This window comes from Methylobacterium sp. Leaf111 (assembly GCF_001423285.1).
Lineage (GTDB): Bacteria > Pseudomonadota > Alphaproteobacteria > Rhizobiales > Beijerinckiaceae > Methylobacterium.
Genome location: NZ_LMNE01000002.1, coordinates 72835 through 98814 on the forward strand (window position 1 = coordinate 72835; position 25980 = coordinate 98814).

Below are 25980 nucleotides of genomic sequence, written 5' to 3' on the forward strand. Positions count from 1 at the left end.
ATCGTGGGCTCAACGAGCCAGGACCGCATTGGTTTCGGAGAGGCGGGCCGGCGCCGGCGGCGCGAGCGCGGCCGGGGGCGACGTCCGGGCGGGCTTGCGACGCATCGCGCCGAGCCGGCCGAGGCGGCGGTCATCGAGGATCACGGCCGCGTCGCCGATGACCCGGACCACGTGGCAGTTCCGGCCCAGGCCCTTGGCCTCGTAGAGGGCGGCATCCGCCTCGGCCAGGAGTTCGGCCGGGGAGGTCGTCCGTCCGGCTGGCACCACGGCGACGCCGATGCTCACGGTGACGAAGGGATGGCCGTCGCCCCGGGCCACGTGCGGGATCTGCGAGCCTGCGATGCCGGCACGCAGGCGTCGGACCACCCGGGCGACGGACCGGGCGTCGCATCCGCGCATGAGCACGGAGAACTCCTCACCGCCGTAGCGGGCGACGCAGTCGCGTCCGCCGCGCGTCTCCCCCGCGATGGCTTCCGCGATCCGGCGCAGGCAGGCATCGCCGGCCGGATGGCCGTAGGCGTCGTTGAAGCGCTTGAAATGATCGACGTCGATCATCAGCAGGGCGGTACCCCGCGCCTGGCGGGCCGTCCTGGCCAGGGCGGCATCGAGGGCGCGGCGGTTGGCGAGGCCCGTCAGGGCATCCGTCTCCGATAGTACGGTCAGGACCCGGCGATCCTGCTCGAGGCCGGCCGAGCGCAGGATCTCGCGCAGGGAGACGAGGTAGGCCCGGCGGCGCACGCCCTCGATCTGGTGGTTTCCGTAGAGGACGAAGAAGGCGCCCGCCAGGGTCTGGAACGCGAGGCAGAGGGCGAGCTCCGGGGCGAGATCCGTGCGCAGGGCGATGCTCGCGAACGAGGCCGCCGCGCTGAGGCCGGTGAGGAGGAGCGCATGGGGGAAGCGCAGCACCAGCATCATGGTGGCGAACACCATCATGAGCGGGTACTCGATGTAGCAGATGGCGCTCATCGTCTCCCGCTCCAGGCTGAACAGCAGGATCGGCACCGCCGTCACCAGCAGCATCGTGGCGGTGACCATGCGCTCGCGCCGCGGCCCCGGCATCCGGGTGACGGACCAGGCGAGCAGCAGGCCGAGGGGCGTGACCAGGAACAGCCGCAGGCCGATCGCCAGGGGCAGCATGCCCGGCATCAGCAGGGCGGTGGTGAGGTTGTAGGCGTTGTGGAAGACGAGGCCGATGAGGATCGTCCGGCGCAGATGGAGCGCCCGTTCCCGGCCGGTATCGATTTCGTAGCGGGCCGAGACGGGCCGGGAGAACCGCAGGAGATACGGGCTTATGGTCAGGTCGCCTTGAGCGACGTCGCCGCGCGGGTGCCGTCTCGATGGCCGCGCGGGGTCGGAAAACCTGTATCGGATCCAGGCGTACACGAATGAGCGTTCCTGCAACGGGCGAGACCGCCGCCGGGCGGTCTCTTTGTGTTGCATCGAACGTTGCGGCGGGCCGCGCGGACCCAAAACCGCGGCCGTCCCGTCGACTCATGCCTAGCGAAACCTGAACGCCTCCGTGGAAACCCCGGGTGCGGCGCCCCGTCCCGACATGTTCCGGCCCCCGCCGCGACCAGGGGTCTCGCCCCCGGCAGATCAGGGAAGCGCTTGCACTCCGGCACCGCCTGTGCTGTCGCATGGGTTCGTCGCGGGTGGGCCGGCCGAGGCCGCAGCGTCCGCGATCCCCCGTTTGTCGCCGCGCCTTGGCCCTCCGGCCGGACGCGGGCAGGAGCCCGAACCTTGGCGATCACCCGTGACGACGTGCTGAAGGTGCTCTCGACGGTGACCGTCGATGCCGCGGGCACCACCCTGCCCGCCTCCGGGCGCCTGTCCCAGGTGGTGGTGGATCCGACCAACCGTGTGATGTTCTCCATCCTGATCGACCCCAGCGAGGCCGAGCGCTTCGAGCCGATCCGGCGCCGGGCCGAGGGCGCGATCCTGGCGACGCCGGGGGTCTCGGGCGTGTTCGCCAGCCTGACCTCCGAGCGTGGCCCGAACCAGCCGGCCCAGAACGCCCCGCAAGCCGCCCCTCCGCAGCCGCCCGCCCCCGGCCGTCCCGCCGCGCCGCTGCCGCGGACCGGCCCGGCCCTTCCGGGCGTGCGCCACATCGTGGCCGTCGCCTCCGGCAAGGGCGGCGTCGGCAAGTCCACTACGGCCTGCAACCTTGCGCTCGCCCTCTCGGCCCAGGGCCTCAAGGTCGGCCTGCTCGATGCCGACATCTACGGCCCCTCGGTGCCCAAGCTGTTCGGCCTGTCGGGGAAGCCCCGCGTCATCGAGGAGCGGCTGCTGGCCCCGATGGAAGGGTTCGGCATCAAGGTCATGTCGATCGGCTTTCTGATCGAGCCCGAGACGGCGATGATCTGGCGCGGGCCCATGGTCCAGTCGGCCATCACCCAGATGCTGCGCGAGGTCGCCTGGGGCGAACTCGACGTGCTCGTGGTCGACATGCCCCCCGGCACCGGCGACGCCCAGCTCACCATGGCGCAGGCGACGCCGCTCTCCGGGGCGGTCATCGTCTCGACCCCGCAGGATCTCGCCCTCATCGACGCGCGCCGCGGCGTGACGATGTTCCGCAAGGTCGCGGTGCCGATCCTCGGCGTCATCGAGAACATGGCGACCTTCATCTGCCCCCATTGCGGCACGGCCTCGCACATCTTCGGGCATGGCGGCGCCCGCGCCGAGGCCGAGCGGCTGGAGGTGCCGTTCCTCGGCGAGGTGCCGCTGAACATGACGATCCGCGAGACCTCCGATGCCGGCCGCCCCGTGGTGGCGGTGGACCCGGACGGGCCGCACGCGCAGATTTATCGCGGCATCGCCGCCAAGCTCTGGGGCAACCTGACCGGCGGTCCCGCGCCGCGGGCGGCTCCCCGCATCGTCATCGAGTAGCCGCGATGGCGCCGGTGCTGGGCGTGATCCTCGCCGGCGGGCTGGCGCGCCGCATGGGCGGAGGCGACAAGCCCCTGCGCACCCTCGGCGGCCGCACCCTGCTCGACCGGGTGCTCGCCCGCTTCGCCCCCCAGTGCGCCGCCGGCGTGATCCTCAACGCCAACGGCGATCCGGGCCGCTTCCCGGATTTCCCGGGTGCGATCGTGCCCGATGGCGTGCCGGACAATCCGGGGCCGCTCGCCGGCATCCTCGCGGGGCTGGACCACGCGGCCATCCATCATCCGACCACGCGCCACGTGGCCAGCGTCTCCGGCGACGCGCCGTTCCTGCCCCGCGACCTCGTCGTCCGCCTCGCCGAAGCGGCCGGGCGGGAGGGCGTCATCGCCATGGCGGCGTCGGGCGGGCGCGAGCACTTCACCGTGGCGCTCTGGCCGGTGGCCCTGCGGGCGGACCTGCGCGAGGCCCTGGTGGCCCGCGGCGAGCGCCGGGTCGGCGGCTTTCTGAGGCGCCACGGCGCGGTGGCGGTGTCCTGGCCATCGGAGCCCGCGGACCCCTTCGCCAACATCAACGCGCCGGAGGATCTGGCGGCGGCCGAGGCCCGGCTTGGCGGGAACGACGACGCCTGACGCCTCAGGGCGGGGTGCTCTCGACCGCGGCGCGCGCCCGCCAGCGCGGAGAGAGCAGCCCGAGGGCGAGGCCGCCGAGGACGAGGCCGGCGGCGGCGAGCTTCCAGGCCGGCAGCGGCTCCCCGAGCCAGACGGCCGAGGCCCCCATGCCGAAGACCGGCACCAGCAGGGCCATCGGGGTGATCTGGGCGGCGGGGTGGCGCGCGAGCAGCCAGCCCCAGATCGCGTAGCCGAACATCGTATTGCCGACGGACTGCCACACCACCGCGGCCCAGGTCGTCAGGTCGGCCCGCAGGAGGCCGTTGCGGATGGCGTCCCAGCCTTCGAGGAGGACCGAGGCAGCGAGAAGCGGGGGCGCCGAGAACAGGCTCGCCCAAACGACGTAGGGCAGCATCGCCCGCGCCCCGCTGCGCTTGGCCGCCATGTTTCCGCCCGCCCAGCTCAAGGCGGCGCAGACCACGAGCCCGAGGCCGAAGGGCGTCGTCGCGGCGTCGGTATGGGCGGCGATGACGGCGAGCCCGGCCGCGGCGAGGCCGAGGGCCGCCCATTGCGGGCCGGACACCCGCTCCCCGGTCAGTCGCATCGACAGGCCGATGGTGACGAAGACCTGAATCTGGATCACCAGGGAGGCGAGGCCGGGGGCGATGTGGCCGCGCAGGGCGATGAAGAGCAGGCCGAACTGTCCGGCCCCGATCAGCAGGCCGTAGGCGGAGAGGTTGCGCCAGGGGACTGTCGGGCGAGGCAGCAGGAACACGCCCGGCAGGGCGGCGAGCACGAAGCGCAGGGCGGCGAACAGCAGCGGCGGCAGGTGGTCGAGCCCGATCCGGATCACCACGAAGTTCGTGCCCCAGACCGCCACCACCGCCAGGGCGAGGAGGATGTCGCGAAGCGGAAGCGTGCCGGTCATGGGCCGCCATGTCCCAATTGGCGAGGGCCCTGCCTAGGCGTGGCGGGCCTTGAAACGAAAGAAGTGTCCGCACCTTTGCGCGGACACTTCCCTCGAACGCGGATCGAGCGAGTCGGATCAGGCGGCGCCGACGGTCGCCTTGACGATCTTGTCGGGCGAGCGCGGCGGCTCGCCCTTGTTCAGGGTGTCGACCACGTCCATGCCCTCCACGACCTTGCCCCAGACGGTATACTGCTTGTCGAGGAAGCGGGCATCGCCGAAGCAGATGAAGAACTGCGAATTGGCCGAGTGCGGGAAGTTGGTGCGCGCCATCGAGCAGGTGCCGCGCACGTGCGGCTCGGCGTTGAACTCGGCATTAAGGTCAGGGAGATCGGAGCCGCCCGATCCCGTGCCGGTCGGGTCGCCGGTCTGGGCCATGAAGCCGTCGATCACGCGGTGGAACGGCACGCCGTCGTAGAAGCCCTGGGCGGCGAGCGTCTTCAGGCGCTCGACATGGTTGGGGGCGAGGTCGGCGCGAAGTCCGATCACGACGCGGCCCTTGGTGGTCTCCAGGATGATGGTCTCGGTCTCTGCCATGGGTTTAGACTCCTTTTCCCTTAGGTCCTTGGTAGATGAAGCGGAGCGCGATGGGGCGCCCCGCGATGGCCGCGCCGAGGTCGGGGGTGATCCGGGCTGGCGTGCAGCGCCGGATCGCCGCCAGGGTCGCATCCGCGAGGATGCGATGGGCGCGGGGGTCTGAATTCGGGGCCGAGAAGGTCACGCGCGGCGTCCCGAGGACGCTGCCGTCCCGCCGAAGTGCGAAGCGGGTGGTGATCTCGGCCTGGGCCGAGCGGGACAATCCCCGGGGGGCCTCCCAGCAGGCCGCGAGGGTGGGATAGAGGTCTCGCAGGGTGTCGGCCGGTTTCGCGCTCTCGGCCAGGCCGCCCAGCGGGCCTTGCTCCAGGGGAACCCGGACCGTGCCGCGCAGGGTTTCCGGAAGGGTCAGCGGGCCCGTGGAGGGCGCCGCCCACGCGGGGAGCCCTACGGCGACGAGCGCCGCGAGAGCTCCGAGCTGGACGCCGCCCCGCAAACTACTTGGCTCCCTGCGCCATCTGCATCTTCACGATCTTGTCGGGGTTCTGCACCGCCCCGCCCGGCGCGCCGGGGGCCGCCTTCTTGATCGCGTCGACGGCTTCCATGCCCGAGGAGACGAGGCCGACCACGGTGTACTGCCCGTTGAGGAAGGGGGCGTCGCCGAGGCAGATGAAGAACTGCGAGTTGGCGGAGTTCGGGTCGGACGAGCGGGCCATGCCGACGGTGCCGCGCTTGAACGGCGCCGGCGAGAACTCGGCCGGGATGTTCGGCAGGCTGGAGCCGCCGGTGCCGTTGCCCTTCGGGTCTCCGGTCTGGGCCATGAAGCCGTCCATCACCCGGTGGAACTTGAGGCCGTTGTAGAAGCCCTGCTTGATCAGGGTCTTGAGCTGGGCGACGTGCTTCGGCGCGATCTCCGGGCGCAGCTCGATGGTGACGCGGCCGTCCTTGGTGTCGAGGTACACCGTGTTGTCGTCCGCCGCCCAGGCTGCAGGCGCCGTCGCGAGGAGACCGGCGAGGCTGAGGAGGGCGATACGGCGATTCAGTCCAAAGGCCATGGGGTCAGCATGCTTTCGTTGGTCGTGGAAGGAGAGATCAGGCCGCCCGGAAGCGCTGCGCGAGGCGCGTCGCCACCAGCGGCGGCACGAAGGGGGAGACGTCGCCGCCCATGGCGGCGATCTGGCGGACGAGGGTGGCGGTGATCGGCCGGACGCCGGTGGAGGCGGGCAGGAACACGGTCTGCACCTCCGGCGCCATGGCACCGTTCATGCCGGCGAGCTGCATCTCGTAGTCGAGGTCGGTGCCGTCGCGCAGGCCGCGGATGAAGACGCTGGCGCCGACCCGCCGGGCCGCGGTCACTGCGAGGTCGTCGAAGGTCACGATCGTCAGCGCCGTGCCCTCGGCCTCGGCCAGGGGCTCGCAGGTGGCGCGCAGGAGTTCCGCCCGCTCCTCGGGCGAGAACATCGGCGCCTTGCCGGGATGCACGCCGATCGCGATGACGAGAGTCTGCACGAGCCGGCACGCCTGACGGATGACGTCGAGGTGTCCGTTCGTGACCGGGTCGAACGAGCCGGCATAGAGGGCGGTGCGGATCATCGCGGCCCGGGGTAGAGCATTTCGACCCGAAACGGAACCTCCGGCCCCGGCACGAAAACGGGCTAACCCCCGCGCCCTGGGATGCGGACGGCCGCGGGGCCGTCCGCTTGACGGGGTGCGATCGGCCTTACGCGGCCTCGTCGCCGCCCTCGCTCTCGTCCTCGCCCTCGATGTGCTCGACGGACACGACCTTCTCGGTCTTCTCCGTGTTGAACACCGTCACGCCCTGCGAGGCGCGGCCGACGATGCGGATGTCGTCCACCGGCACGCGGATGAGCTGGCCGCCATCGGTGACCAGCATGATCTGGTCGGAGGGTTGGACCGGGAAGGAGGCCACGAGGTGGCCGTTGCGGGCATTGACCCGCATCGCCGTGATGCCTTTGCCGCCGCGGCCCGAGGTCCGGTACTCGTAGGACGAGGTCCGCTTGCCGAAGCCGCGCTCGGAGAGGGTGAGGACGAACTGCTCGTTGGCGCCCATCTCGTTGTAGCGCTCGAGGGAGATGGCGGTGGCCTCGGCCACCCCCTCCTCCGCCTCCGGACTCGCCGTCTCCTCGCCCTCGACCCCGTCGCCGATCACGGCGCGGCGCATCTTGAGGTAGCCCGCCCGCTCCTCGGGCGAGGCGTCGAAGGCGTTGAGGATCGTCATCGAGATGACGCGGTCGTCCTTGCCCAGGCTGATGCCGCGCACGCCGGTGGAATCGCGGCCCTTGAAGACTCGGACGTCCTCGACGGGGAAGCGGATGCACTGGCCGGCCTGCGTGGTGAGCAGCACGTTCTGGTCGGCACGGCAGATCTCCACGTGGACGATGTGGTCGCCCGCATCGAGCTTCATGGCGATCTTGCCGGCGCGGTTCACCTGGACGAAATCCGAGAGCTTGTTCCGGCGCACGCTGCCGCTCGCCGTGGCGAACATGACGTCGAGGGTCTCCCAGGAGGCCTCGTCCTCGGGCAACGGCATGATGGTGGTGATGCGCTCGGTGCCGGCATCCATCGACAGGATGTTGACCAGCGCCTTGCCGCGGGCGTTCGGCGCCGCCATCGGCAGGCGCCAGACCTTCTCCTTGTAGACCTGGCCCTGGTTCGAGAAGAACAGCACCGGCGTATGGGTGTTGGCCACGAACAGGCGGGTGACGAAATCCTCGTCGCGGGTCGCCATGCCGGAGCGGCCCTTGCCGCCGCGGCGCTGGGCCCGGTAGGTCGAGAGCGGCACGCGCTTGACGTAGCCCGCATGGGACACGGTGACGACCATGTCCTCGCGCTGGATCAGGTCCTCGTCCTCGACGTTCGAATCCCAGTCGAGGATGACGGTGCGGCGCGGGGTAGCGTAGGCCTCGCGGACCTCCGCGAACTCCTCCTTGACGATGCCCATGATGCGCAGGCGCGAACGCAGGATGTCGAGGTAGTCGGCGATCTCGTCGGCGAGCTTCTTCAGTTCGTCGCCGATCTCGTCGCGGCCGAGAGCGGTGAGGCGCTGCAGGCGGAGATCCAGGATGGCGCGGGCCTGCACCTCGGAGAGGCGGTAGGTGCCGTCGTCCGAGACCCGGTGGCGCGGATCGTCCACGAGGGCGATCAGCGGCGCGATGTCGTGGGCCGGCCAGTCGCGCGCCATCAGCGCGTCGCGGGCGGTGTTGGGATCGGGCGAGGTCCGGATCAGGCGGATCACCTCGTCGATGTTGGCCACCGCGATGGCGAGGCCGCACAGGACGTGGGCGCGCTCGCGAGCCTTGTTGAGGAGGAACTTGGTCCGCCGGGACACCACCTCTTCGCGGAAATCCACGAAGGCCTGGAGCAGGTCCTTGAGGTTCATCAGCTCGGGGCGGCCGCCGTTCAGCGCCACCATGTTGCAGCCGAAGGACGACTGCAGGGGCGTGAAGCGGTAGAGCTGGTTCAGCACCACGTCCGCCATGGCGTCGCGCTTGATCTCGACGACGATGCGCATGCCGTCGCGGTCGGACTCGTCGCGCAGGTCGGAGATGCCCTCGACGCGCTTCTCCTTCACCAGCTCGGCGATCTTCTCCATCAGCGTCGCCTTGTTCACCTGATACGGGATCTCGGTGAAGATCAGCGCCTCGCGCTCCTTGCGCAGCTCCTCGACGTGGGACTTCGCCCGCATGATGATCGAGCCGCGACCCGTGGCGTAGGCCTGGCGGGTGCCGGCCCGGCCGAGGATCGAGCCGCCGGTGGGGAAGTCGGGACCGGGCACGTACTCGGTGAGCTGCTCGATCGACAGGCCGGGATCGTCGATGAGCGCGACGCAGGCGTCGATCAGCTCGCCGAGATTGTGCGGCGGGATGTTGGTGGCCATGCCCACCGCGATGCCGCCGGCGCCGTTGACGAGGAGATTGGGGAAGCGCGCCGGCAGGACGGTCGGCTCCTCGCGCGACTCGTCGTAGTTCGGCTGGAAGTCGACGGTGTTCTTGTCGATGTCGGCCAGGAGCGCGTTGGCCGGCTTGGCCAGGCGCGATTCGGTGTAGCGCATGGCCGCCGCCGGATCGCCGTCCACGGAGCCGAAATTGCCCTGCCCGTCGATGAGCATCAGGCGCATCGAGAAGTCCTGCGCCATGCGGACCAAGGCGTCGTAGATCGATTGGTCGCCGTGCGGGTGGTAGAGACCGATCACGTCGCCGACGATGCGGGCGGACTTGACGTATTTGCGCTCGGGCAGGTGCCCGCTCTCGTAGGCCGCGTAGAGGATGCGCCGGTGCACGGGCTTGAGGCCGTCGCGCGCGTCCGGCAGCGCCCGGCTCACGATCACGCTCATGGCGTAATCGAGGTAGGAGCGCTTCATCTCGTCGGTGATGGAGACGGGCTTGATGTCGGAGGCGGGCGGCGGCGTGCCGGCACCCGGAATGTCGTTCTCTGCCAAGGTCTTCGGTCTCTACCTGTCCGGGGTCCGGAGCAAGGGCGGCCCGTGTCGGCTCCGCTCGCTCACGGCGTTGTCGCGCGCGTCTCCGGCCGCTCAGCCGGACCGTGCGATGTCCTGCCCAAACCTATAGCGCATCTCGCCGGCCCAGGCCAACAAATCGCGGCTTAACCCCCTGGTAACGAACGGTTTGCCCGCGCGGCTGGAACTCCCTGCGCGCCCGGCTTCCTAGAGGAACTTCGCCGGGTCCGCGCTCGGCGGGGCCGGCTTCACGTCGGCCCGGTTCCACCAACCGCCGCCGAGCGCCTGGAACAGGGCGGCGGTGTCGGCATACTGGTTTGCGCGCGCGCACGCCGAGGTGACGAGGGCCGAGAGGTAGGATTGCTGGGCGATCAGCACCTGCGCGCTGTTCAGGGCACCGGCCGCGTATTGCTTGCGGATGAGGCCGAGGCTCTCGTTGGTGGCCCGCTCGGCGGCCGAGGCCGCCGCCACCGCCCTGGCGTCGGACTGGAGCGCCCGCAGGGTGTCGGCGACGTTCTGGAAGGCGCCGATCACCACCGCCCGGTACTGGGCCTGGGCCTCGTTCAGCGTCTCCTCCGCGGCGCGCTGGCGCCGGAACAGGGTCCCGGCATCGAAGACCGGCTGCGCCACGGTGCCGACGATGCCGTAGAACGAGGCGGCCGAGGTCGCGAGCTGCGCGATCCGCACCGCGCTGGCGCCGCCATTGGCGGTGATGGTGAACTGCGGCAGGCGATTGGCCACCGCGACCCCCACCGCCGCGCTGGCCTGCTGGACGTTGGCCTCCGCCGCCTTCACGTCCGGGCGTTGCTGCACGAGGCGCGACGGCAGGCTCACCGGCAGGTTGGTGGGCAGGCGCAGGGAAGCCAGGGTGAAGGTCGGCGCGATCTCCTCGCTCGGCAGGCGCCCGACCAGGGCCGTGAGCAGGTTGCGCTGCTGGGCGAGCTGCTTCTCTAGGGGCGGCAGCAGCTGCATCGAGACCGAGAGGGCGGCCTGCTGCACCACCACGTCGGCCCCGGCGATCTGCCCGAGCGAAAGCTGCTTGTTGTAGAGGTTGAGGACCTCGGTCTGGGCCTGGATCACCTTGCGAGTGGCGTCGATCTGGGCGCGCAGCGACGCCTCCTGGATCGCCGCCAGCACGACGTTCGTGGTCAGGGTGAGGTAGGTCGCCTCGAGCTGGAAGCGCTGGTTCTCGGCCTGCGCCTCCAGGGATTCGATCTGGCGCTGGTTGCCGCCGAACACGTCGGGGGTGAACGAGACCGTCACCTGCGGCGTGTAGAGGCTGTAGAACAGCTGCCGGGTGTCGTTGAGCGGCCCCTGCAGGGCACCGCCGGGGGCCTTCTGGCGCGAGCCGAGGCCGTTGGCGCCGACCACCGGGAACAGGGTGCCGCGCTGCGCCTCGACGTTCTCCTGCGCGATCCGGAGCGAAGCCTGCGCGGCGTCGAGGTTCGGGTTGTTGGCGAGCGCCTCGGCCACGAGGCGGTCGAGGGCGGGGGAGTGGAAGAGGGTCCACCACTGGCCCGGCACGTCGGCCCCGGAGACGAAGGTCTGGTCGGCGGAGCCGCCATGGGCGGTGCGGATGGTGTCGGCGGCGGTGGGGTTGCGCAGGGGCTCGCGGGTGTAGCGGGTGACCGGCGGATCGGCCGGCGGCACGTAATCCGGGCCGACGACGCACCCCCCGAGGCCCGTGACCGCCATGACGAGCAGGCCGTCCCGGAGACGGCGCGACCTCCGGCCCCGGCCGGCGGGCGCCGCGTTCTGGGGGGATGCCACCATGGTGCCAAGGAATCCTGTCGCCGTCCTGGGCCGTAGAGGCGCCGGGCCGGGATCGAAGTCAACGCGGCCGGCGGCGCGCGCGCGAGGCTGTGACCGGCCCATCACGCGTGCTCCGCGCGGGCCGCCGCCCGGGCGGCCCCCTCCGACGGGATCGCGGCCGGCACCCGCCGGGAGAACAGCGCGATCAGGATCGGAACCACCACGAGGATGAGGTTCGGCGCGAGCAGGATGCCGCCGACAACCACCAGGGCGAGCGGCTTCTGCACCTGCGAGCCGATGCCGGTGGAGATCGCCGCCGGCAGCAGCCCGACGCAGGCGGCGACGCAGGTCATCATCACCGGGCGCATGCGCACGTTGGCGGCGTGCCACACCGCCTCGGTCCGGGCCCAGCCCTCGTCGATGAGCTGGTTGTAGTAGGAGAGCAGGATCACGCCCTCCATGGTCGAGATGCCGAACAGGGCGATGAAGCCGATCGCCGCCGAGATCGAGAACGGCGTCATCGTCAGGAACAGCGCGAAGATGCCGCCGATCATCGCCATCGGGATCACGCTCAGCGTCAGCACCATGTCGGTGACGGAGCTGAAGTTGACGTAGAGCAGCAGGGCGATCAGCGCGATCGTCACCGGGACCACGACGGTCAGGCGCTGCACGGCATCCTGCAGGTTTGTGAACTGGCCGACCCATTCGAGGTGGAACCCGGGCGGCAGGGTCACCTCCTCGGCGATGCGGCCCTGCGCCTCCAGTACCGCGCCGCCGAGGTCGCGCCCGCGCACCGAGAACTTCACCGGAATGTAGCGCTCCTGGTTCTCGCGGTAGATGAAGGCTGCGCCGGAGACCAGGTCCACGGTGGCGATCTCCGAGAGCGGGACCTGGATCACGCCGCCGGCGGGGTTGGCCGCCCCGACGGTGATGTTGCGGATGGTCTCCAGGCTGCGGCGGTACTGCGGCGCGAGACGCACCCGCATGGGGAAGTGCCGGTCGGAGCCGTACTCGTAGAGATCGCCCGCGGTCTGGCCGCCGATCGCCGCCTGGACGGTGGTGTTCACGTCGCCCGGCGACAGGCCGTAGCGGGCGGCCTTTCGCCGGTCGATGTCGATCCGCACCGTGGGCTGGCCGAGGGAGGCGAAGACCGCGAGGTCGGCGATGCCCGGCACCTTCGCCAGGGTGGCCTTGATCGCTTCCGCGGTCTTGGTCAGGTCGTTAAGGTCGTTGCCGTAGATCTTGACCGAGTTCTCGCCCTTCACGCCGGAGGCGGCCTCCTGGACGTTGTCCTCGATGTACTGGGAGAAGTTGAACTCGATTCCCGGGAAGGCCTCGTCGAGCTTGGCCGAGAGGTCGCGGACCAGCCCCTCCTTGTCGAGCCCCTTGCGCCAGGTGTCGAAGGGCTTGAGGGGGGCGAGGATCTCGACGTTGAAGAAGCCGGTGGCGTCGGTCCCGTCGTCCGGACGGCCCTGGTGCGAGAGCACGGTGACCACCTCCGGCACCTCGGCGATGATCTTGCGCAGGCGCTCCACGTAGGCGTTGCCGGCCTCCAGGGAGATCGAGGCCGGCATGGTGCCGCGGATGTAGAGGTTGCCCTCCTCCAGCTTGGGCAGAAATTCGAGGCCGAGCGTGCGGGCGGCGATGCCCGAGACGCCGAGCACCGCGGCGACCACGAGGAGCGACAGTACCTTGTTGCGCAGGCCGAAGCGCAGGATCAGCACGTGGCCGAAGCGCAGGAGCCGCACCACCAGGGTGTCGCGCTCCTCCACGTGTTTGGGGAGGATCAGGGCCGAGAGGGCGGGCGAGACCGTGAAGGTGGCGACGAGGCCGCCGAGCAGCGCATAAGCGTAGGTCTTGGCCATCGGGCCGAAGATGTGTCCCTCGACGCCCGTCAGGGTGAAGAGCGGTAGGAAGCCCACGATGATGATCGTGGCCGAGAAGAAGATCGCCCGGTTCACCTCGGCACCCGCGAGGGCGATCGTGCCGAGGCGCCCGGTCAGGCCCCCCGGCGGCGTCTGGCCCTCGCCGTGTTCCGGTTCGGCGAGGTGCCGGAACACGTTCTCGACCATGATCACGGTGGCGTCGACGATGAGGCCGAAATCGATGGCGCCGAGGGAGAGGAGATTCGCCGAATCGCCGCGCAGGACCAGGATCAGGATGGCGAATCCGAGCGCGAAGGGAATCGTCGCCGCCACGATGATCGCGCTGCGCAGGCTCCCCAGGAACAGCCACTGCACCACGAAGACCAGCGTCACCCCGAAGACGAGGTTGTGCATCACCGTCTGAGTGGTGGTGTGGATGAGCCCGCTGCGGTCGTAGATGCGCTCCACCCGCACGTTCGGGGGCAGGATGCCGCTGGCGTTGATCTTGTCGATCTCGGCATTAACCAGGCCCAGGGTCGGCAGGCTCTCGCCGTCCCGGCTCATCAGCACGATGCCCTCAACGATGTCGTCGTCGCCGTCATGGCCGACGATGCCGAGGCGCGGCGCGTGCGAGACCCGCACCTCGGCCACATCGCGCACCAGCACCGGCACGCCGTTGACCTGGGTCAGCATCGTGTCGCGGATGTCGTCCATGTCGCGGATGAGGCCGATGCCGCGCACCACCGCCGACTGCTCGCCCACGTTCAGGGTCTGGCCGCCGACGTTGATGCTCGAATTGTTGAGCGCGGTGACGAGCTGCACCAGGGTCATGCCCTGGGCCTGGAGCCGGGTCAGGTCGACGGCGATCTCGTATTCCTTGGTCCGGCCGCCGAAGGCCGTGACGTCGACGACGCCGGGGATCGCCTTAAAGCGGCGCTGCAGCACCCAATCCTGCAGGGTCTTCAGGTCGGTGGAGGAATAGCCCGGCGGTCCCGTCACCTTGTAGCGCATGATCTCGCCCACGGGGCTGGTCGGCGAGATCTGCGGCTGGGCGCCGTTGGGCAGGGGGGGCAGCTGCGACAGGCGGTTGAGCACCCGCTGCAGGGCCTCCTGATAGGTGAAGGCGTAGCTGAACTGCACCTTCACGTCCGAGAGGCCGAACAGCGAGATGGTGCGCACCACCGTGGCGTTGGGGATGCCGGCGAGCTGCACCTCCAGGGGAATCGTGATGTAGCGCTCGATCTCGTCGGCCGATTGCCCGGGATTCTGTGTGATGACGTCGACGAGCGGCGGCACCGGATCGGGATAGGCCTCGATGTTGAGCTGCGTGTAGCTGGCATAGCCGAGCGCCAGCATCACCAGGAACAGCAGGCAGACCAGCACGCGCTGGCGCAGGGCGAAGACGATCAGGCTGTTCATGGCAGAGTTCTTCCGGCCGAGGCCCCAGGACGAGGAAGGGGCCCCAGGCCCGACGGGTCAGGAGGCCTTGTCACCGCTCGTCGCCCGATCCATGAACACGGCGCCGCGCGTGACGATCGCCTCCCCCGCCGCGACCCCGGCGGTGACCTGCACCATCCCGCGGGCGGTCAGGCCCAGGGTGACGTCGCGGGCCTCGATGGCCCCGTCGGGCCGCGCGATCCAGACATGCGCCCGCGCGCCCTCGTACACGATGGCGGCGGCGGGCACGGCGGGCGCCGTCTGCCCCGGCCCGGTGAAGATCGTGAAGGTGGCGAACATCTCGGGCTTCAGGACCTGGTCCGGGTTTTCTACCTCGCTGCGAACCGCCAGGCGCCGGGTCGCCGGGTCGAGGCTGGCGGACATGTAGTTGACCCGCGCCTTGAAGACGCGGTCGCCGAAGCCCGCCACCGTCGCCTCCACCTCCTGGCCGATCCGGATGCGCGGGATCTCGCTCTCGCGCACGTTGGCCACCAGCCAGACGGTGGAGAGGTCGCCGATGACGAAGACCGGGTCGCTGGCGGTGGAGAGGTACTGGCCGAGGCCGACCTTGCGCTGGACGATGGTCCCGGCGATGGGCGCCCGGATCTGGGTCTCGGGGCTGAGGGTGCCCTTCTTCTCGAAGGCCGCGATTTCCGCGTCGGTCTTTCCGAGGAGGCGTAGGCGGTTCTTGACCGCCTCCAGGCCCGCCTCGGCAGTCTTCAGGTCGCTCTGCGCCCCGATGACGTCGTTCTGGGCCGACTGATAATCCTTCAGCGCCACCGCCTTGGCCTGGAACAGCTCCTGCTGGCGCGCCGCGATGGTCTGGTCGAGCTTCAGTAGCGCGGTCGCCTTGGCGAGGGTGTTGAGAGCGGCCTGGTAGTCGTTCTGGGCCTGGACCATGTCCGTGGCCTCGAGGGTGAGGAGCACGTCGCCGGCCTTCACCGCATCGCCGGCGCGGACCAGCACTTTGGTCACCCGGCCGGCATAGGGCGAGGTCACCGGCACGTTGTCGTCTTCGTTCAGGGCGATGCGGCCCTCGGCCGTCCCTTCCGGCCGGAAGCCGACCGTCGCGATGGGGACGATGTTCAGGGCGGCGCGCTGGGCCGGGCTCGGCCGGAAGAGCCGGGCCGGCCCGCCCTCGCGGGGCTCGCCGCCCGCGGCGGTCTCGGCCTCACTCGTTCCGAAGCGCTCGCGAATCGCCGTGCTCAGCCCCGTAAAGACGCTCATGACAGGGGCCGGCCAGAGGGTAACGGCCACCACCACGCAGATCAGCAACCCGAGGGGCGCGAGAAGGGTCGCGATCGTGCGCTTTGTCCCAGTCATGTGCCGCAGAAGTGCTTTCAGGTTGGTGGCTGGTGGTCAGGTCGGAGGCGTGTGCGTGGCTCGGACGACCTGATCGGGCGATCCGGATACTGGAGATCGGGGTCAAGTGTGGCGGGGAATATGTGTCTCACCAAAGCAACGGCCTCCCCATCCGAAGGTCGGACAGGTCGAGGTCGACCGCTGCGACTGTCTTAGCCAAGTCGCGTCGTGTTTGTGTGACGCCATTCGTGGCAAATTTCCGATTGGAGTCCCACCTACTCACCGACGACCGGCCCGTCGTTCTCCCCGGGGCCGGGGACGGCCACGGACGGGCGGTGACGCCCGCGGGCGGTGCGCCTGGAGGAGTGAGAGGGCCACGCTTGCGCACGAGTCAATCCGCCGGTCGCGCCTCGCGACGGGCGGCGGCGGCCGTCCTCTCGCGAGACGCGGGGCGGCTGACGATTTCGTGTTTGCGGGGGGCTGCCGAGACCGGGAGTGCGCAGGGCACGTCGCGCGATCACCGCGCGGGCCGCGCGCCAAGGCCGGTATCCGGGCGCTCACGGGGCCGGTCATCGATGGTCAGGATTCTGGACATCTCATTGTGGGGGCAATGAGCTCGAATGGTCGGAGCGAGAGGATTCGAACCTCCGACCCCTAGTCCCCCAGACTAGTGCGCTAACCGGGCTGCGCTACGCTCCGACGCCCCTCGCGGGGTGAGGGGTCTTTAGCTTTCCGGTTTGCGAGGCGCAACCCCAAAACACGAAGCCCGGATGCGAGGTTCGCATCCGGGCTCGGGTCGGTCTCAGGCGTGGGAGGGCGCCGGGTGCGGATCGTGCTTGTCCGGCGTGGTGTTGTGCGGGTCCTTGCCGCGCTTCTTAGCGAGCCAGATCAGGAAGTTCCGGATTACCACGTAGAAGACCGGGGTCAGGAAGAGGCCGAACACCGTGGCGCCGATCATGCCGAAGCAGACGGCGGTGCCGAGCGCCTGGCGCATCTCGGCACCGGGGCCGGTGGCGATCACCAGCGGCACCGTGCCGAGGATGAAGGCGAAGGCCGTCATTAGGATCGGGCGCAGGCGCAAGCGGCAGGCCTCGACGGCGGCGGCCACGGGGCCCTTCCGCTCGGTCTCCTCCAACTGGTGCGCGAACTCCACGATCAGGATGGCGTTCTTAGCCGCCAGACCGATCAGCACGATCAGGCCGATCTGAGTCAGGATGTTGTTGTCCTGGCCCCGCAGCTGCACCCCGAACAGGGCCGCGAGCACGCCGGTGGGCACCACGAGCAGGATCGCCAGCGGCAAGGCCCAGGATTCGTACTGCGCGGCGAGCACGAGGAAGACGAGGAGCACGCCCAGCGCGAACACGTAGATCGCCGTGTTGCCCGCGGCCTTCTGCTGGTAGGCGATCTCGGTCCAGTCGTAGGCGTATCCGTCCGGCAGGTTGTCCTTGGCGATGGCCTCCATGGCGTCGAGGGCCTGACCGGTGGAGATGCCGGGCTTGGCCGTGCCCTGGACCGGCACCGAGTAGTAGAGGTTGAAGCGCTGGACGATCTGCGGGCCGGTGATCTCGCGGATCGTGGCCAGCGTCCCCATCGGCACCAGGGCGCCGGTGGAGGAGCGGACCTTCAACTGCTCGATGTCCTGCTTCGAGACGCGGAACGGGGCGTCGCCCTGCACGCGGACCTGATAGATGCGGCCCAGGGTGTTGAAGTCGTTGACGTAGGCGCCACCGAGCGCCGTCTGCACCGTCGAGAACACGTTGCCGAGCGGCACGTTGAGCATGCGCGCCACCGTGCGGTCGATGTCGAGATAGAGCTGCGGCGTGTCGTTGCCGAAGGTGGTGAACACCCGCTGCACGTCGTTGCTCTGGTTCGCCTTGCCCAGCACCTCGCCGACCGCGCCGAGGAGCGGGCCGATGGCCGAGCTCTGCCGGCTCTCGATCTGCATCTTGAAGCCGCCGCCCTGGCCGAGGCCGCGCACCGGCGGCGGTGGGATGACGATGACGCGGGCTTCCTGGATGTCGGCGGTCGCTTTGATCACCTCGTTGGTGATCACCGCCGCGCTCCGCCCCTGGCCCGCCCGCTCCTTGGCGCCCGCCAGGGTGATGAACATCACGCCCGAATTGGTGGTGTTGGTGAAGGTCGCGCCGTCGAAGCCCGCGATGATGACGGTGTTGGTCACGCCCTCGATCTTGCGGGCCGCCGCCGCCGCCCGGTTCACCACCTCGGTGGTGCGGTCAAGGGAGGCGCCCGAGGGCAGCTGCACCACGCCGATGAGGTAGCCCTGGTCCTGGTCCGGGATGAAGCCGGTGGGGGTCGTCTGGACCAGGTGGAGGGTCGCGGCGATGACGGCCGCGTAGACGAGCAGCATCGCGATCAGCCCGACCGCGTAGTTCGTCAGACCGTAGATGATCCGCCCATAGGTGTTCGAGAGCCAGTCGAAGCCCTTGTTGAACATGTCCGCCAGCCAGGCGACGAAGCGGAAGAGAAAGAACTTCGGCTTGGCGTGCGCGTGGTGGGGCTTCAGGAGCAGCTTGCAGAGCGCCGGCGACAGCGTCAGCGAGTTGAACATCGAGATGATGGTCGAGGCCGCGATGGTCAGCGCGAACTGCTTGTAGAACTGGCCGGTGATGCCGGGAATGAAGGCGGTCGGAATGAACACCGCCGAGAGCACCAGGGCGATGGCGATGACGGCGCCGCCGACCTCGTCCATGGTCTTGTGCGCGGCGTCGCCCGGCGACAGGCCCTCGGCCATGTTGCGCTCGACGTTCTCCACCACCACGATGGCGTCGTCGACCACGATGCCAATGGCGAGCACGAGCCCGAACAGGGTGAGGTTGTTCAGGGAGAACCCGAAGGCCGACATGGCCGCGAAGGTGCCGACCAGCGAGACCGGGATCGCGATCACCGGGATGAGCGCGGTGCGCCAGCTCTGGAGGAAGACCAGCACCACGATGACGACGAGGCCGACGGCTTCGAAGAGCGTCTTGTAGACCTCGTGGATCGACTCCTCGATGAACTCCGTCGGGTTGTAGGCGATGCGGTACTCGATGTCCGGCGGGAAGTTCTTCTTGAGGTTGTCCATCACCTTGCGCACCGACGCGGCGGCGTCGAGGGCGTTGGTGCCCGGGCGCTGGAAGGCGCCGATGCCGATGGCGGGCGTGTCGTTCAGGAACGAGTTGGTGGTGTAGTCCTTCTGGCCCATCTCGACGCGGGCGATGTCCTTCACCCGGACGAGGCGGCCGTCGGAGGCCTTGACGATGACGTCGGCGAATTCCTCGGGGCTCTGGAAGCGCCCCTGCGACTGCACGATGAGCTGGAAGGCCTGGCCCGTCGCGGCCGGCGGCGAGTTCAGGGCGCCGGCGGCCACCTGCACGTTCTGCTCGGACAGGGCCGTGATGACGTCGGAGGTGGTCAGGCCGTAGGCCGCGAGCTTGTTCGGATCGAGCCAGACGCGCTCGGCGTACTCGTTGCCGCCGAAGATGGTGATGTCGCCGACGCCGTCGAGGCGCAGGAGCTCGTCGCGGATGTTCAAGTAGATGTAGTTGGCGAGGTAGTTCTGGTCGTAGGTCTTCTTCGGCGACAGCAGGTGCACCACCAGCATCAGGTCCGGCGAGGCCTTGCGGACGGTGACGCCGAGGTTGCGCACGTCCGGCGGCAGGCGCGGCTGGGCGACCGAGAGGCGGTTCTGGACGAGAACGTTCGCAATATCGAGGTTGGTGCCGACCTTGAAGGTGACCGTCAGCAGCATGTTGCCGTCGTTGGTCGACAACGACGTCATGTAGAGCATGTTGTCGACGCCGTTGACCTCCTGCTCGATCGGGGTCGCGATCGTGGCCGCCACCGTCTCGGCGTTGGCGCCGGGGAAGCTCGCACGCACGGTCACGGTCGGCGGCACGATCTCGGGGTACTGTGCCACCGGCAGCGACAGGTAGGCGACGTAGCCGAGGATCAGGAAGACGATCGACGTGACCGACGCGAAGATCGGCCGATCGACGAAGAAGTGGGCAAAACGCATCGCTTGAACCTCTCGCCGCATGCGGCCCGCACGCGCGGGTTCGAGTCGGCACCGTTTCTTCGTCCGCGGTCTGGTGGCCGCTCCCCGGCCGTGACCGGTCGGGGATGATCCTCGTAGGGGCTGCGCCTGCCTCGGGGCTCACCCGTCAGGTCATAGTGGGCGTCAGGTCTTGCTGGGCGGCAGGGTAGAGGATTCGGCCGCAACCTTGGCCCCCGGACGGACGCGTGTGACGCCGTTGACGACGACGTTCTCGTCGCCCTTCAGCCCCTCGCGGATCACCCGGTAGCCGTCGACCTTGGGACCGAGCTTGACCTCGCGCAGGGACACCGTGCCGTCGTCGGCGACGATGTAGACGATGCGCTTGTCCTGGTTGGCCGAGACCGCCTCGTCGGGCAGCAGGATGCCCTGATAAGGCTTGGTGGCGGGCAGCGAGACGACGCCGAACAGGCCGGGCTTGATGAACCCGTCGGGGTTCTCCACGGTGGCGCGCAGCAGCACCGTGCCGGTGGCGTTGTCGACCCGGTTGTCCACGAAGTCGAGGGTGCCCTTGCGGGTTGGCTTCGCCTCGCCGGTAAGCGCGATCAGGATCGGGACGCCCTTGCCCTTCTGGGTCTCGCCCATGCCGATTCCGAGGCTGCCCTGGTACTTCAGGAACGAGCGCTCATCGACGGTGAAGCCGAAATAGATCGGGTCGAGGGAGACGATCGTCGTCAACAGGGTCTGGTCGGTGATGACGATGTTGCCCTCGGTGACCAGGCGCCGGCTGATGCGGCCCGAGATCGGGGCCTTCACCTCGGTGAAGTCGTAGTTCAGCTGCGCCTGGCGCAGCTGCGCGTCAGCGCTGTCGACATCGGCCTGCGCGGTCTGGGAGGCCTGCCGGCGCTGGTCGGTGACCTGCTCGGAGATGTTGCCGGACTTGCTCAGCGTCTGCGCGCGGTCGAGGTCGGTCTGCGAGAAGTTCAGCCGGGCCTTGGCCGAGACCAGGGCCGCCTGGGCCTGGTCGAGGGCCGCCTTGTAGGGTCGCCGGTCGATGACGAAGAGCAGGTCGCCCTTCTTCACCGTGGCGCCGTCGGTGAAGTTCAGCTTCTCGAGGTAGCCGGTGACGCGGGCCCGGACGTCGACGATGTCGACGGGGTCGAAGCGGCCCGTATAGGTGTCGGTCTCGACGATCTCGCGGACCACCGGCTTGGCCGTGGTGACCTTCGGCGGCGGTCCGCCCGGGGCCTGGGCCTGGGCGGGGGATACGAGGATCGGCGCGACGAGCGCCGAAGCGACCAGTCCGACGATCGGAAGAAAACTGAAGATCGAGCGCATGCGCATATGGTTATTCCCTACGATGCGCCAGCTAGAGGTCCGCCGCGACCTATGTCGTGCGCTGCCACACATGCTCCGCGCATGCCTCAGACCTCGACCGGTTCGCCGGAGCCTGCCCAATCCTTGAATCCGCCCCGGTAATGCGCCTCGATCGGCAAGCCGGCGTTCTGGGCGGCTGCCAGCGCGTGAACCGAGCGTACGCCGGACATGCACGAGAAGACCGGTGTCCGGGCGTCCTCGGCAATCAGCGCCGCGAGGGTCCCCGGGTCGAAGGTCGAGAGCGGATGGGTAACTGCGCCGGGGATGTGTCCTTGTTCGAATTCATGCGGCTCGCGCACATCGATCACCAGCATGGACTGGTCGGCGAGGCCGGCCTTGATCGCATCCCGGTCCAGGTCGACAACCTTCATCCGTCTGTCCTCTCTCGCACCGTCCCGTGCACGGTCGGTCACTGACGGATGTTCTTAGGCGTCAGTCGTCAGGACGGCAAATGGTGCGTGCCAGAACCGCCTCGACGGTCTCGAAATGCGCGGTCCAGCTCGGCAGGTCGGTGTCGGCCGTCCGGCATGCGAGCGCTTCGCGAAGCGTGGAGCCCGGCACCGAGAGGTCTTCCACCGCCTGGCGCCAGCCGAGCCCGTCGAGGGGATCGAGGAACCACGCGAATCCGGCACCGATCTCCCTGTGGACGGCAAGGTCCGAGGCGACGACCGGCAGGCCCGAGGCCGCGGCCTCGACCACGGGCAGGCCGTACCCTTCCGCGAACGAGGGCATCAGCAGGGCGGTAGCTGATCGCAGCAGCGCCGCGAGGCCGTGGCTCGACAGGCCGCTGACTTCGGTCACGTGCGTGCGGATGGCGGGGCACCGCTCCAGCATGTCGATGACGTTCTCCGCCTCCCAGCCCCGTCGGCCGACCAGGACGAGGCGGGGCGTTTCGGGCCCGTGCCGCTCGGCGAGGTCGCGCCAGAGATGCAGCAGCGCCAGGTGGTTCTTGCGCGGCTCGATGGTGCCGCAGGCGACGAAGGTCGGCCGCGCGGGCGTGAAGGACGGTCCCTCCCCCGCCGGCCGGAACACCGGCTCGACGCCGAGGAGTGCCGCCGTCACGGGCGGCGTCGGCCGCCCCAGCGCCGCGCAGTATCCGGCGAAGCGCTCGCCGACGTCGCGGGAATTGACCAGCACGTGCGCGGCGTGGCGGGCGACGGTCTCCATCCGGACCCGGTGCCGCTCCGCCTCCCCGGGCCGCCCGTATTCCGGATAGTCGATGGGGATGAGGTCGTGGACGAAGAAGACGGGCCGGACGTCGCGCCGGTCGTAGAGCCAGTCGAATCGGCCGGGCTTGTCGAGGCGCAGGTGCGAGCTGTGCAGGTAGACGGTCCCGGCCGGCAGGATCTCGGGGCCACGCGCGCGAAGGGTCGTGGCCGCCGTCCGGGCCTGGATCCGCCGTCGGTCCCCGGTGCCGCCGCGCTCCGGAGCCCCGGCCGCCGTACCCCTGTCGTCGCTCGTCGACCCGAGGGTCGACGCCAGCCGGCGGTAGACCGGATCCCGTGTCGCGTCGCGGTCCTCGACCCAGGCCGCCGCCACGGCCTCGACGATGCCGAGCGCCTCCGCCCGGGCCAGCACGCGCGGGCCGAACGCCGTCGAGACCAGGCCGAAGCGGTCTCCTGCCTGGGCCAGGACGTGCCGGGCATAGGCGAGGTCGACCCGGTCGATCCCGCTCGGGCTCGGATGCCGCAGGCGGGTGATGAGACGGGTCAGGTCGAAGGCGAGGCTCGGGACGGGCATGATCCTCCGGTGGCGTTCAGGTGCGGTGCCGTATGGTCGGTCTCCGCCTCGCGCCTATATGCGCACGCCTCAGCCCGAGGCTACCCGCGGCCGACGCCGCCAACGAGAGCAACGCTTCGTGTCTCCCGGATACCTGCCCTTCGCCGGCGCCCTCGACCTTCCCGCCTACACCTGTGACAATTGCGGGTTCTGGCAGCGCCATTTCGAGCGCCCGCCGGCCTGCCCGATGTGCCTCGACGCCCGCCACGTGGTGCCGCAGAAGGGTTGGCAGTTCTGGACCGAGCGGGAAGCGCAGGACCGGTTTCCCTGCCATTGGGAGGAATTGGAGCCCGGCGTGTGGCGGTTCTGGAACGATCCCGTCTCGGGCATCGGGCCCAGCGCCTATCTCGTCCAGACTCCGGCCGGAAACATGGGATTCGAGGCCTGCCCGGTCTTCAGCGAGGCCGCTCTCCAGCACATCGCGCGCCTCGGAGGGATGCAGGTGCTGTCCTCCTCGCACCCGCATGCCTACGGCGCGCTGGTGCAGCTTCAGGACCGCTTCGATCCGGAACTCTGCTTAGCTGCGGCGGACTTCGTCTGGAGCGCGGCGCTGCAGGTGTCCTGGCCCTACGACGATTTCCTCGAGCCCCTCCCCGGCCTCGAACTCCATCGCACGGCCGGCCACTTCGACGGCCACGCGGTGTTGTTCGATCGCAGGCGAAAGATCCTGTTCTGCGGCGACGCCCTGAAGTTCGAGCTCGACCCGCAGGACTTCCGGCGGGCGCTGACCATCTCGGCCCACAAGGCCTTCGTGCGCGGGGTGCCCCTGACCACGAACGAATTGCGGCGCTACCGCGACGTCTTCGCCCAGCTCGACTTCACCCAGACCTGGACGCCCTTCGAGCCAGCCGCCAATTGCGGCCGGGCCGAAGTGCTGGCGCTGATCGACGGCATGCTGGCGACCCGCCCGCACGCCGCCCCGGTGCCGCTCGACACCCTGAGGCGCTGAGGACCCGGGCAGGCCCGATCCGATCGATCCCGCCGGGAGAGCGGATCGGAGCGCGCCAGGGCGCCCCCCGGTCCGGGTCAGCCGCGCGTCGCGGCGGTCTGGCCGAACATCACCTTCTTGGCCTCCTCGCTCAGGGTCTTCCCGAAATCCGGGTTGATCTCCGGAGCGCGGGCATAGGCGGCCTTCGTCCCCGGGCGCTCGGCGATCGCCCGGAACCAGCGCTGGAGGTTCGGGAAATCTTCCAGGCGCTGGCCCTGCTTCTCGTAGGGCACGATCCAGGGATAGCAGGCCATGTCGGCGATCGAGTAGTCCGCGCCGGCGACGAAGGGGCGGTCGGCGAGGCGACGGTCGAGGACGCCGTAGAGGCGGTTGGTCTCCTTGACGTAGCGGTCGATGGCGTAGGGCACCTTTTCCGGCGCGTACTGGGTGAAGTGATGATTCTGGCCGAGCATGGGCCCGAGGCCGCCCATCTGCCAGAACAGCCATTGCAGCACCTCGGCGCGGCCGGGCACGTCCCCGGCGATGAAGCGCCCGGTCTTCTCGGCGAGGTAGAGCAGGATCGCGCCGGATTCGAACAGTGAGACGGGGGCGCCTCCGCCTGCCGGCGCGTGGTCGACGAGCGCCGGCATGCGGTTGTTCGGGGCGATGGCCAGGAAATCCGGCTTGAACTGGTCACCCTTGCCGATGTTCACCGGCTTGAGGGTGTAGTCGAGCCCCGCCTCTTCGAGGAACATCGTGACCTTGTGGCCGTTCGGGGTCGGCCAATAGTACAGATCGATCATCGCGGTCTCCGTGCTGCGCGCCGGGGCTCGGTCCGGTCGCGTCGGGCCCGAGGTGGGCCTCGGAGGAACGGGGGTCAAGCCGGGACGGAGGAGGGCCGCGGTCGGTCGTTCAAATGCGCCGTAGTTTCACAACGGGGAATTCAGGGGACCGTGGTTGCCTCGCGGGAAATGAGGGAGCGACGGCATGGTCAGCGCAATTTCGGCGAGCAGCGGCGGGCTTCTGGCGGCGACTCAGCGCTACGCCACGGCCGCCGAGGGGATCGCGACGCTCGGCACCAGCCTGCCGAGCGCGACCCAGGTCGATCTCTCGACCACCGCCGTCCAGCTCATGCAGGAGAAGGCCAATATCGGGATGAACACCGCCATCCTGAAATCCACGCTCGATTCCGAGCGCCGGGTCCTCGACATCCTCGCCTGAGCCGCGGCCCCCCTCGCACGTTTTCGGAGGATCGACGCCCATGACGATCACCGTTCCCCTCATGCAGGTCGGGATCATCCGCGCCACCGAGATCGTGCATGGCGCCCGGAACGATGCGGCGCGACGCCACGAGGCCGAGCCGCGCACCGTTTCCGTCGAGGTGGATCGGGCACGGGATGCCGAGGGGGACGTGGTGGGCCGCCAACGCCGCATCGTCGACGTGCGGGTGTAGATCGACCCCGTCCACGAGAGACGCCAGGGCTCGCAGGCACACCTTCGCCCGCGGGGCGGACGCCCTCCCGCGCAACGTGACGGACCGCTCGTTTTCCGTGAGTGACGCGATCGGGACGGGCCGTCTTGATCGTGGGACGCCGGCGTCCCGATCGCCATCCTGGTGCTCCGGATCCAGTCCCGCTTCTGGGGGTGAGCGCCCGGTCAGCGCGACCGTCGTTGCTGGGGGTGGCGCAGATCGTTGTTCGACGCTTCCCCAGGGGCGAGGGCTGCGCCCCGGGTGCGGCTTGCCTCAGGCGGCCTTGGCGTTGCGCGCCGGCCGCTCGGCATCCGCGCCGGTCTCGCGACCCTTGGCGGCGATGTCGCGCAGCATCTTGACCATGGCGTCCGTCCGGTCGTCCATGGCTTCGTCGAAGGCCACATCCGTGCTCCCATCGTCGCCCCGGCGCAGCAGGATCACGGCACCGGCGGCGGCGGCGCAGAGGCTCGCGGTCAGCGGCGCACCCAACAAAGCGGTCAGGATGCCGTACGGCAGCAGCAGCGCCGTCGAGAGCATGCCTCCGCCCATGGCGGCCAGTAGAATCAAGACCATCGATCGACCCTCGTTCGACCTTCAATACCATGGTTC

Annotated in this window: 21 protein-coding genes and 1 tRNA gene; 5 read left to right on the forward strand and 17 right to left on the reverse strand. The window is 69.6% G+C overall.

Translation table 11 applies throughout. The features are described from left to right. Positions 1-9: 9 nt before the first annotated feature. Positions 10-1383, reverse strand: coding sequence for a diguanylate cyclase (locus ASF41_RS04825; protein WP_056491356.1), 1374 nt, complete (start codon positions 1381-1383; stop codon positions 10-12). Positions 1384-1740: 357 nt separating this feature from the next. Here ASF41_RS04825 and ASF41_RS04830 point away from each other — a divergent pair, with 357 nt between their 5' ends. Both ASF41_RS04830 and mobA read left to right on the forward strand, forming a co-directional pair. Beyond that, positions 1741-2886 carry an Mrp/NBP35 family ATP-binding protein gene (locus ASF41_RS04830; protein ID WP_056491359.1) on the forward strand — a complete coding sequence of 382 codons (1146 nt, stop codon included), beginning with the start codon at positions 1741-1743 and terminating at the stop codon, positions 2884-2886. Between the two features lie 5 nt (positions 2887-2891). Next, a complete protein-coding gene (gene mobA, locus ASF41_RS04835) occupies positions 2892-3512 on the forward strand; it encodes a molybdenum cofactor guanylyltransferase MobA (RefSeq protein ID WP_056221026.1) in 621 nt (206 codons plus the stop codon). A 4-nt stretch (positions 3513-3516) separates the two neighbouring features. On the opposite strand, the gene ASF41_RS04840 is transcribed toward mobA, so the two are convergent. From ASF41_RS04840 to ASF41_RS04905, 14 genes are all read right to left on the reverse strand, one after another. Next, a complete protein-coding gene (locus tag ASF41_RS04840; RefSeq protein WP_056491362.1) occupies positions 3517-4419 on the reverse strand; it encodes an EamA family transporter in 903 nt (300 codons plus the stop codon). A gap of 117 nt (positions 4420-4536) precedes the next feature. Further along, positions 4537-4995, reverse strand: a complete 459-nt coding sequence (locus tag ASF41_RS04845; RefSeq protein ID WP_056221020.1) for a peptidylprolyl isomerase — start codon at positions 4993-4995, stop codon at positions 4537-4539. A 4-nt stretch (positions 4996-4999) separates the two neighbouring features. After that, entirely contained in the window at positions 5000-5488 is a 489-nt protein-coding gene (locus tag ASF41_RS04850) for a hypothetical protein (protein WP_407067258.1), read from the reverse strand. Position 5489: 1 nt separating this feature from the next. Continuing rightward, entirely contained in the window at positions 5490-6035 is a 546-nt protein-coding gene (locus tag ASF41_RS04855; RefSeq protein WP_056221289.1) for a peptidylprolyl isomerase, read from the reverse strand. A 49-nt stretch (positions 6036-6084) separates the two neighbouring features. Then, positions 6085-6585 (reverse strand): pantetheine-phosphate adenylyltransferase, encoded by a 501-nt coding sequence (gene coaD / locus ASF41_RS04860; protein WP_056221017.1) that lies wholly within the window; start codon positions 6583-6585, stop codon positions 6085-6087. Between the two features lie 127 nt (positions 6586-6712). Further along, entirely contained in the window at positions 6713-9451 is a 2739-nt protein-coding gene (gene gyrA, locus ASF41_RS04865) for a DNA gyrase subunit A (RefSeq protein WP_056221014.1), read from the reverse strand. A gap of 225 nt (positions 9452-9676) precedes the next feature. Further along, the gene (locus ASF41_RS04870) at positions 9677-11242 is read right to left on the reverse strand and encodes an efflux transporter outer membrane subunit (protein WP_082504045.1); all 1566 of its coding nucleotides are present in this window, start codon (positions 11240-11242) and stop codon (positions 9677-9679) included. 101 nt (positions 11243-11343) lie between these two features. Continuing rightward, on the reverse strand, positions 11344-14505 hold the full coding sequence (locus ASF41_RS04875) for an efflux RND transporter permease subunit (protein WP_056491364.1): 3162 nt from the start codon (positions 14503-14505) through the stop codon (positions 11344-11346). A gap of 57 nt (positions 14506-14562) precedes the next feature. Next, positions 14563-15846, reverse strand: coding sequence for an efflux RND transporter periplasmic adaptor subunit (locus ASF41_RS04880; RefSeq protein WP_082504047.1), 1284 nt, complete (start codon positions 15844-15846; stop codon positions 14563-14565). A gap of 600 nt (positions 15847-16446) precedes the next feature. Further along, positions 16447-16524: transfer RNA gene (locus tag ASF41_RS04885), tRNA-Pro, on the reverse strand. Positions 16525-16627: 103 nt separating this feature from the next. After that, positions 16628-19840 carry an efflux RND transporter permease subunit gene (locus ASF41_RS04890; protein WP_056221009.1) on the reverse strand — a complete coding sequence of 1071 codons (3213 nt, stop codon included), beginning with the start codon at positions 19838-19840 and terminating at the stop codon, positions 16628-16630. A 162-nt stretch (positions 19841-20002) separates the two neighbouring features. Beyond that, on the reverse strand, positions 20003-21154 hold the full coding sequence (locus ASF41_RS04895; RefSeq protein WP_056491403.1) for an efflux RND transporter periplasmic adaptor subunit: 1152 nt from the start codon (positions 21152-21154) through the stop codon (positions 20003-20005). Between the two features lie 86 nt (positions 21155-21240). Further along, entirely contained in the window at positions 21241-21564 is a 324-nt protein-coding gene (locus ASF41_RS04900) for a rhodanese-like domain-containing protein (RefSeq protein WP_056221005.1), read from the reverse strand. A 61-nt stretch (positions 21565-21625) separates the two neighbouring features. Further along, positions 21626-22933 (reverse strand): glycosyltransferase family 1 protein, encoded by a 1308-nt coding sequence (locus ASF41_RS04905; RefSeq protein WP_056491368.1) that lies wholly within the window; start codon positions 22931-22933, stop codon positions 21626-21628. A 118-nt stretch (positions 22934-23051) separates the two neighbouring features. Between ASF41_RS04905 and ASF41_RS04910 the strand changes: the two genes are divergently transcribed. Beyond that, positions 23052-23921 (forward strand): MBL fold metallo-hydrolase, encoded by an 870-nt coding sequence (locus ASF41_RS04910; protein WP_056491371.1) that lies wholly within the window; start codon positions 23052-23054, stop codon positions 23919-23921. A gap of 77 nt (positions 23922-23998) precedes the next feature. On the opposite strand, the gene ASF41_RS04915 is transcribed toward ASF41_RS04910, so the two are convergent. Then, the gene (locus ASF41_RS04915) at positions 23999-24703 is read right to left on the reverse strand and encodes a glutathione S-transferase N-terminal domain-containing protein (protein WP_056271612.1); all 705 of its coding nucleotides are present in this window, start codon (positions 24701-24703) and stop codon (positions 23999-24001) included. Positions 24704-24887: 184 nt separating this feature from the next. Here ASF41_RS04915 and ASF41_RS04920 point away from each other — a divergent pair, with 184 nt between their 5' ends. Together ASF41_RS04920 and ASF41_RS04925 are read left to right on the forward strand one after the other, a co-directional pair. Next, entirely contained in the window at positions 24888-25121 is a 234-nt protein-coding gene (locus tag ASF41_RS04920; protein ID WP_056271609.1) for a hypothetical protein, read from the forward strand. 40 nt (positions 25122-25161) lie between these two features. Further along, positions 25162-25353: a hypothetical protein gene (locus ASF41_RS04925; RefSeq protein WP_056220990.1), complete on the forward strand. Its 192-nt coding sequence runs from the start codon at positions 25162-25164 to the stop codon at positions 25351-25353. Positions 25354-25644: 291 nt separating this feature from the next. On the opposite strand, the gene ASF41_RS04930 is transcribed toward ASF41_RS04925, so the two are convergent. Then, entirely contained in the window at positions 25645-25944 is a 300-nt protein-coding gene (locus tag ASF41_RS04930) for a hypothetical protein (RefSeq protein ID WP_056271606.1), read from the reverse strand. Between the last annotated feature and the right edge of the window lie 36 nt (positions 25945-25980).

Excerpts from the sequence above, each read along its gene's own strand:
- mobA (WP_056221026.1), top strand. The coding sequence starts at position 2,892 with ATGGCGCCGGTGCTGGGCGTGATCCTCGCCGGCGGGCTGGCGCGCCGC.
- ASF41_RS04840 (WP_056491362.1), bottom strand. The coding sequence starts at position 4,419 with ATGACCGGCACGCTTCCGCTTCGCGACATCCTCCTCGCCCTGGCGGTG.
- ASF41_RS04845 (WP_056221020.1), bottom strand. The coding sequence starts at position 4,995 with ATGGCAGAGACCGAGACCATCATCCTGGAGACCACCAAGGGCCGCGTC.
- coaD (WP_056221017.1), bottom strand. The coding sequence starts at position 6,585 with ATGATCCGCACCGCCCTCTATGCCGGCTCGTTCGACCCGGTCACGAAC.
- ASF41_RS04870 (WP_082504045.1), bottom strand. The coding sequence starts at position 11,242 with ATGGTGGCATCCCCCCAGAACGCGGCGCCCGCCGGCCGGGGCCGGAGG.
- ASF41_RS04875 (WP_056491364.1), bottom strand. The coding sequence starts at position 14,505 with ATGAACAGCCTGATCGTCTTCGCCCTGCGCCAGCGCGTGCTGGTCTGC.
- ASF41_RS04880 (WP_082504047.1), bottom strand. The coding sequence starts at position 15,846 with ATGACTGGGACAAAGCGCACGATCGCGACCCTTCTCGCGCCCCTCGGG.
- ASF41_RS04890 (WP_056221009.1), bottom strand. The coding sequence starts at position 19,840 with ATGCGTTTTGCCCACTTCTTCGTCGATCGGCCGATCTTCGCGTCGGTC.
- ASF41_RS04895 (WP_056491403.1), bottom strand. The coding sequence starts at position 21,154 with ATGCGCTCGATCTTCAGTTTTCTTCCGATCGTCGGACTGGTCGCTTCG.
- ASF41_RS04900 (WP_056221005.1), bottom strand. The coding sequence starts at position 21,564 with ATGAAGGTTGTCGACCTGGACCGGGATGCGATCAAGGCCGGCCTCGCC.
- ASF41_RS04905 (WP_056491368.1), bottom strand. The coding sequence starts at position 22,933 with ATGCCCGTCCCGAGCCTCGCCTTCGACCTGACCCGTCTCATCACCCGC.
- ASF41_RS04915 (WP_056271612.1), bottom strand. The coding sequence starts at position 24,703 with ATGATCGATCTGTACTATTGGCCGACCCCGAACGGCCACAAGGTCACG.
- ASF41_RS04920 (WP_056271609.1), top strand. The coding sequence starts at position 24,888 with ATGGTCAGCGCAATTTCGGCGAGCAGCGGCGGGCTTCTGGCGGCGACT.
- ASF41_RS04925 (WP_056220990.1), top strand. The coding sequence starts at position 25,162 with ATGACGATCACCGTTCCCCTCATGCAGGTCGGGATCATCCGCGCCACC.
- ASF41_RS04930 (WP_056271606.1), bottom strand. The coding sequence starts at position 25,944 with ATGGTCTTGATTCTACTGGCCGCCATGGGCGGAGGCATGCTCTCGACG.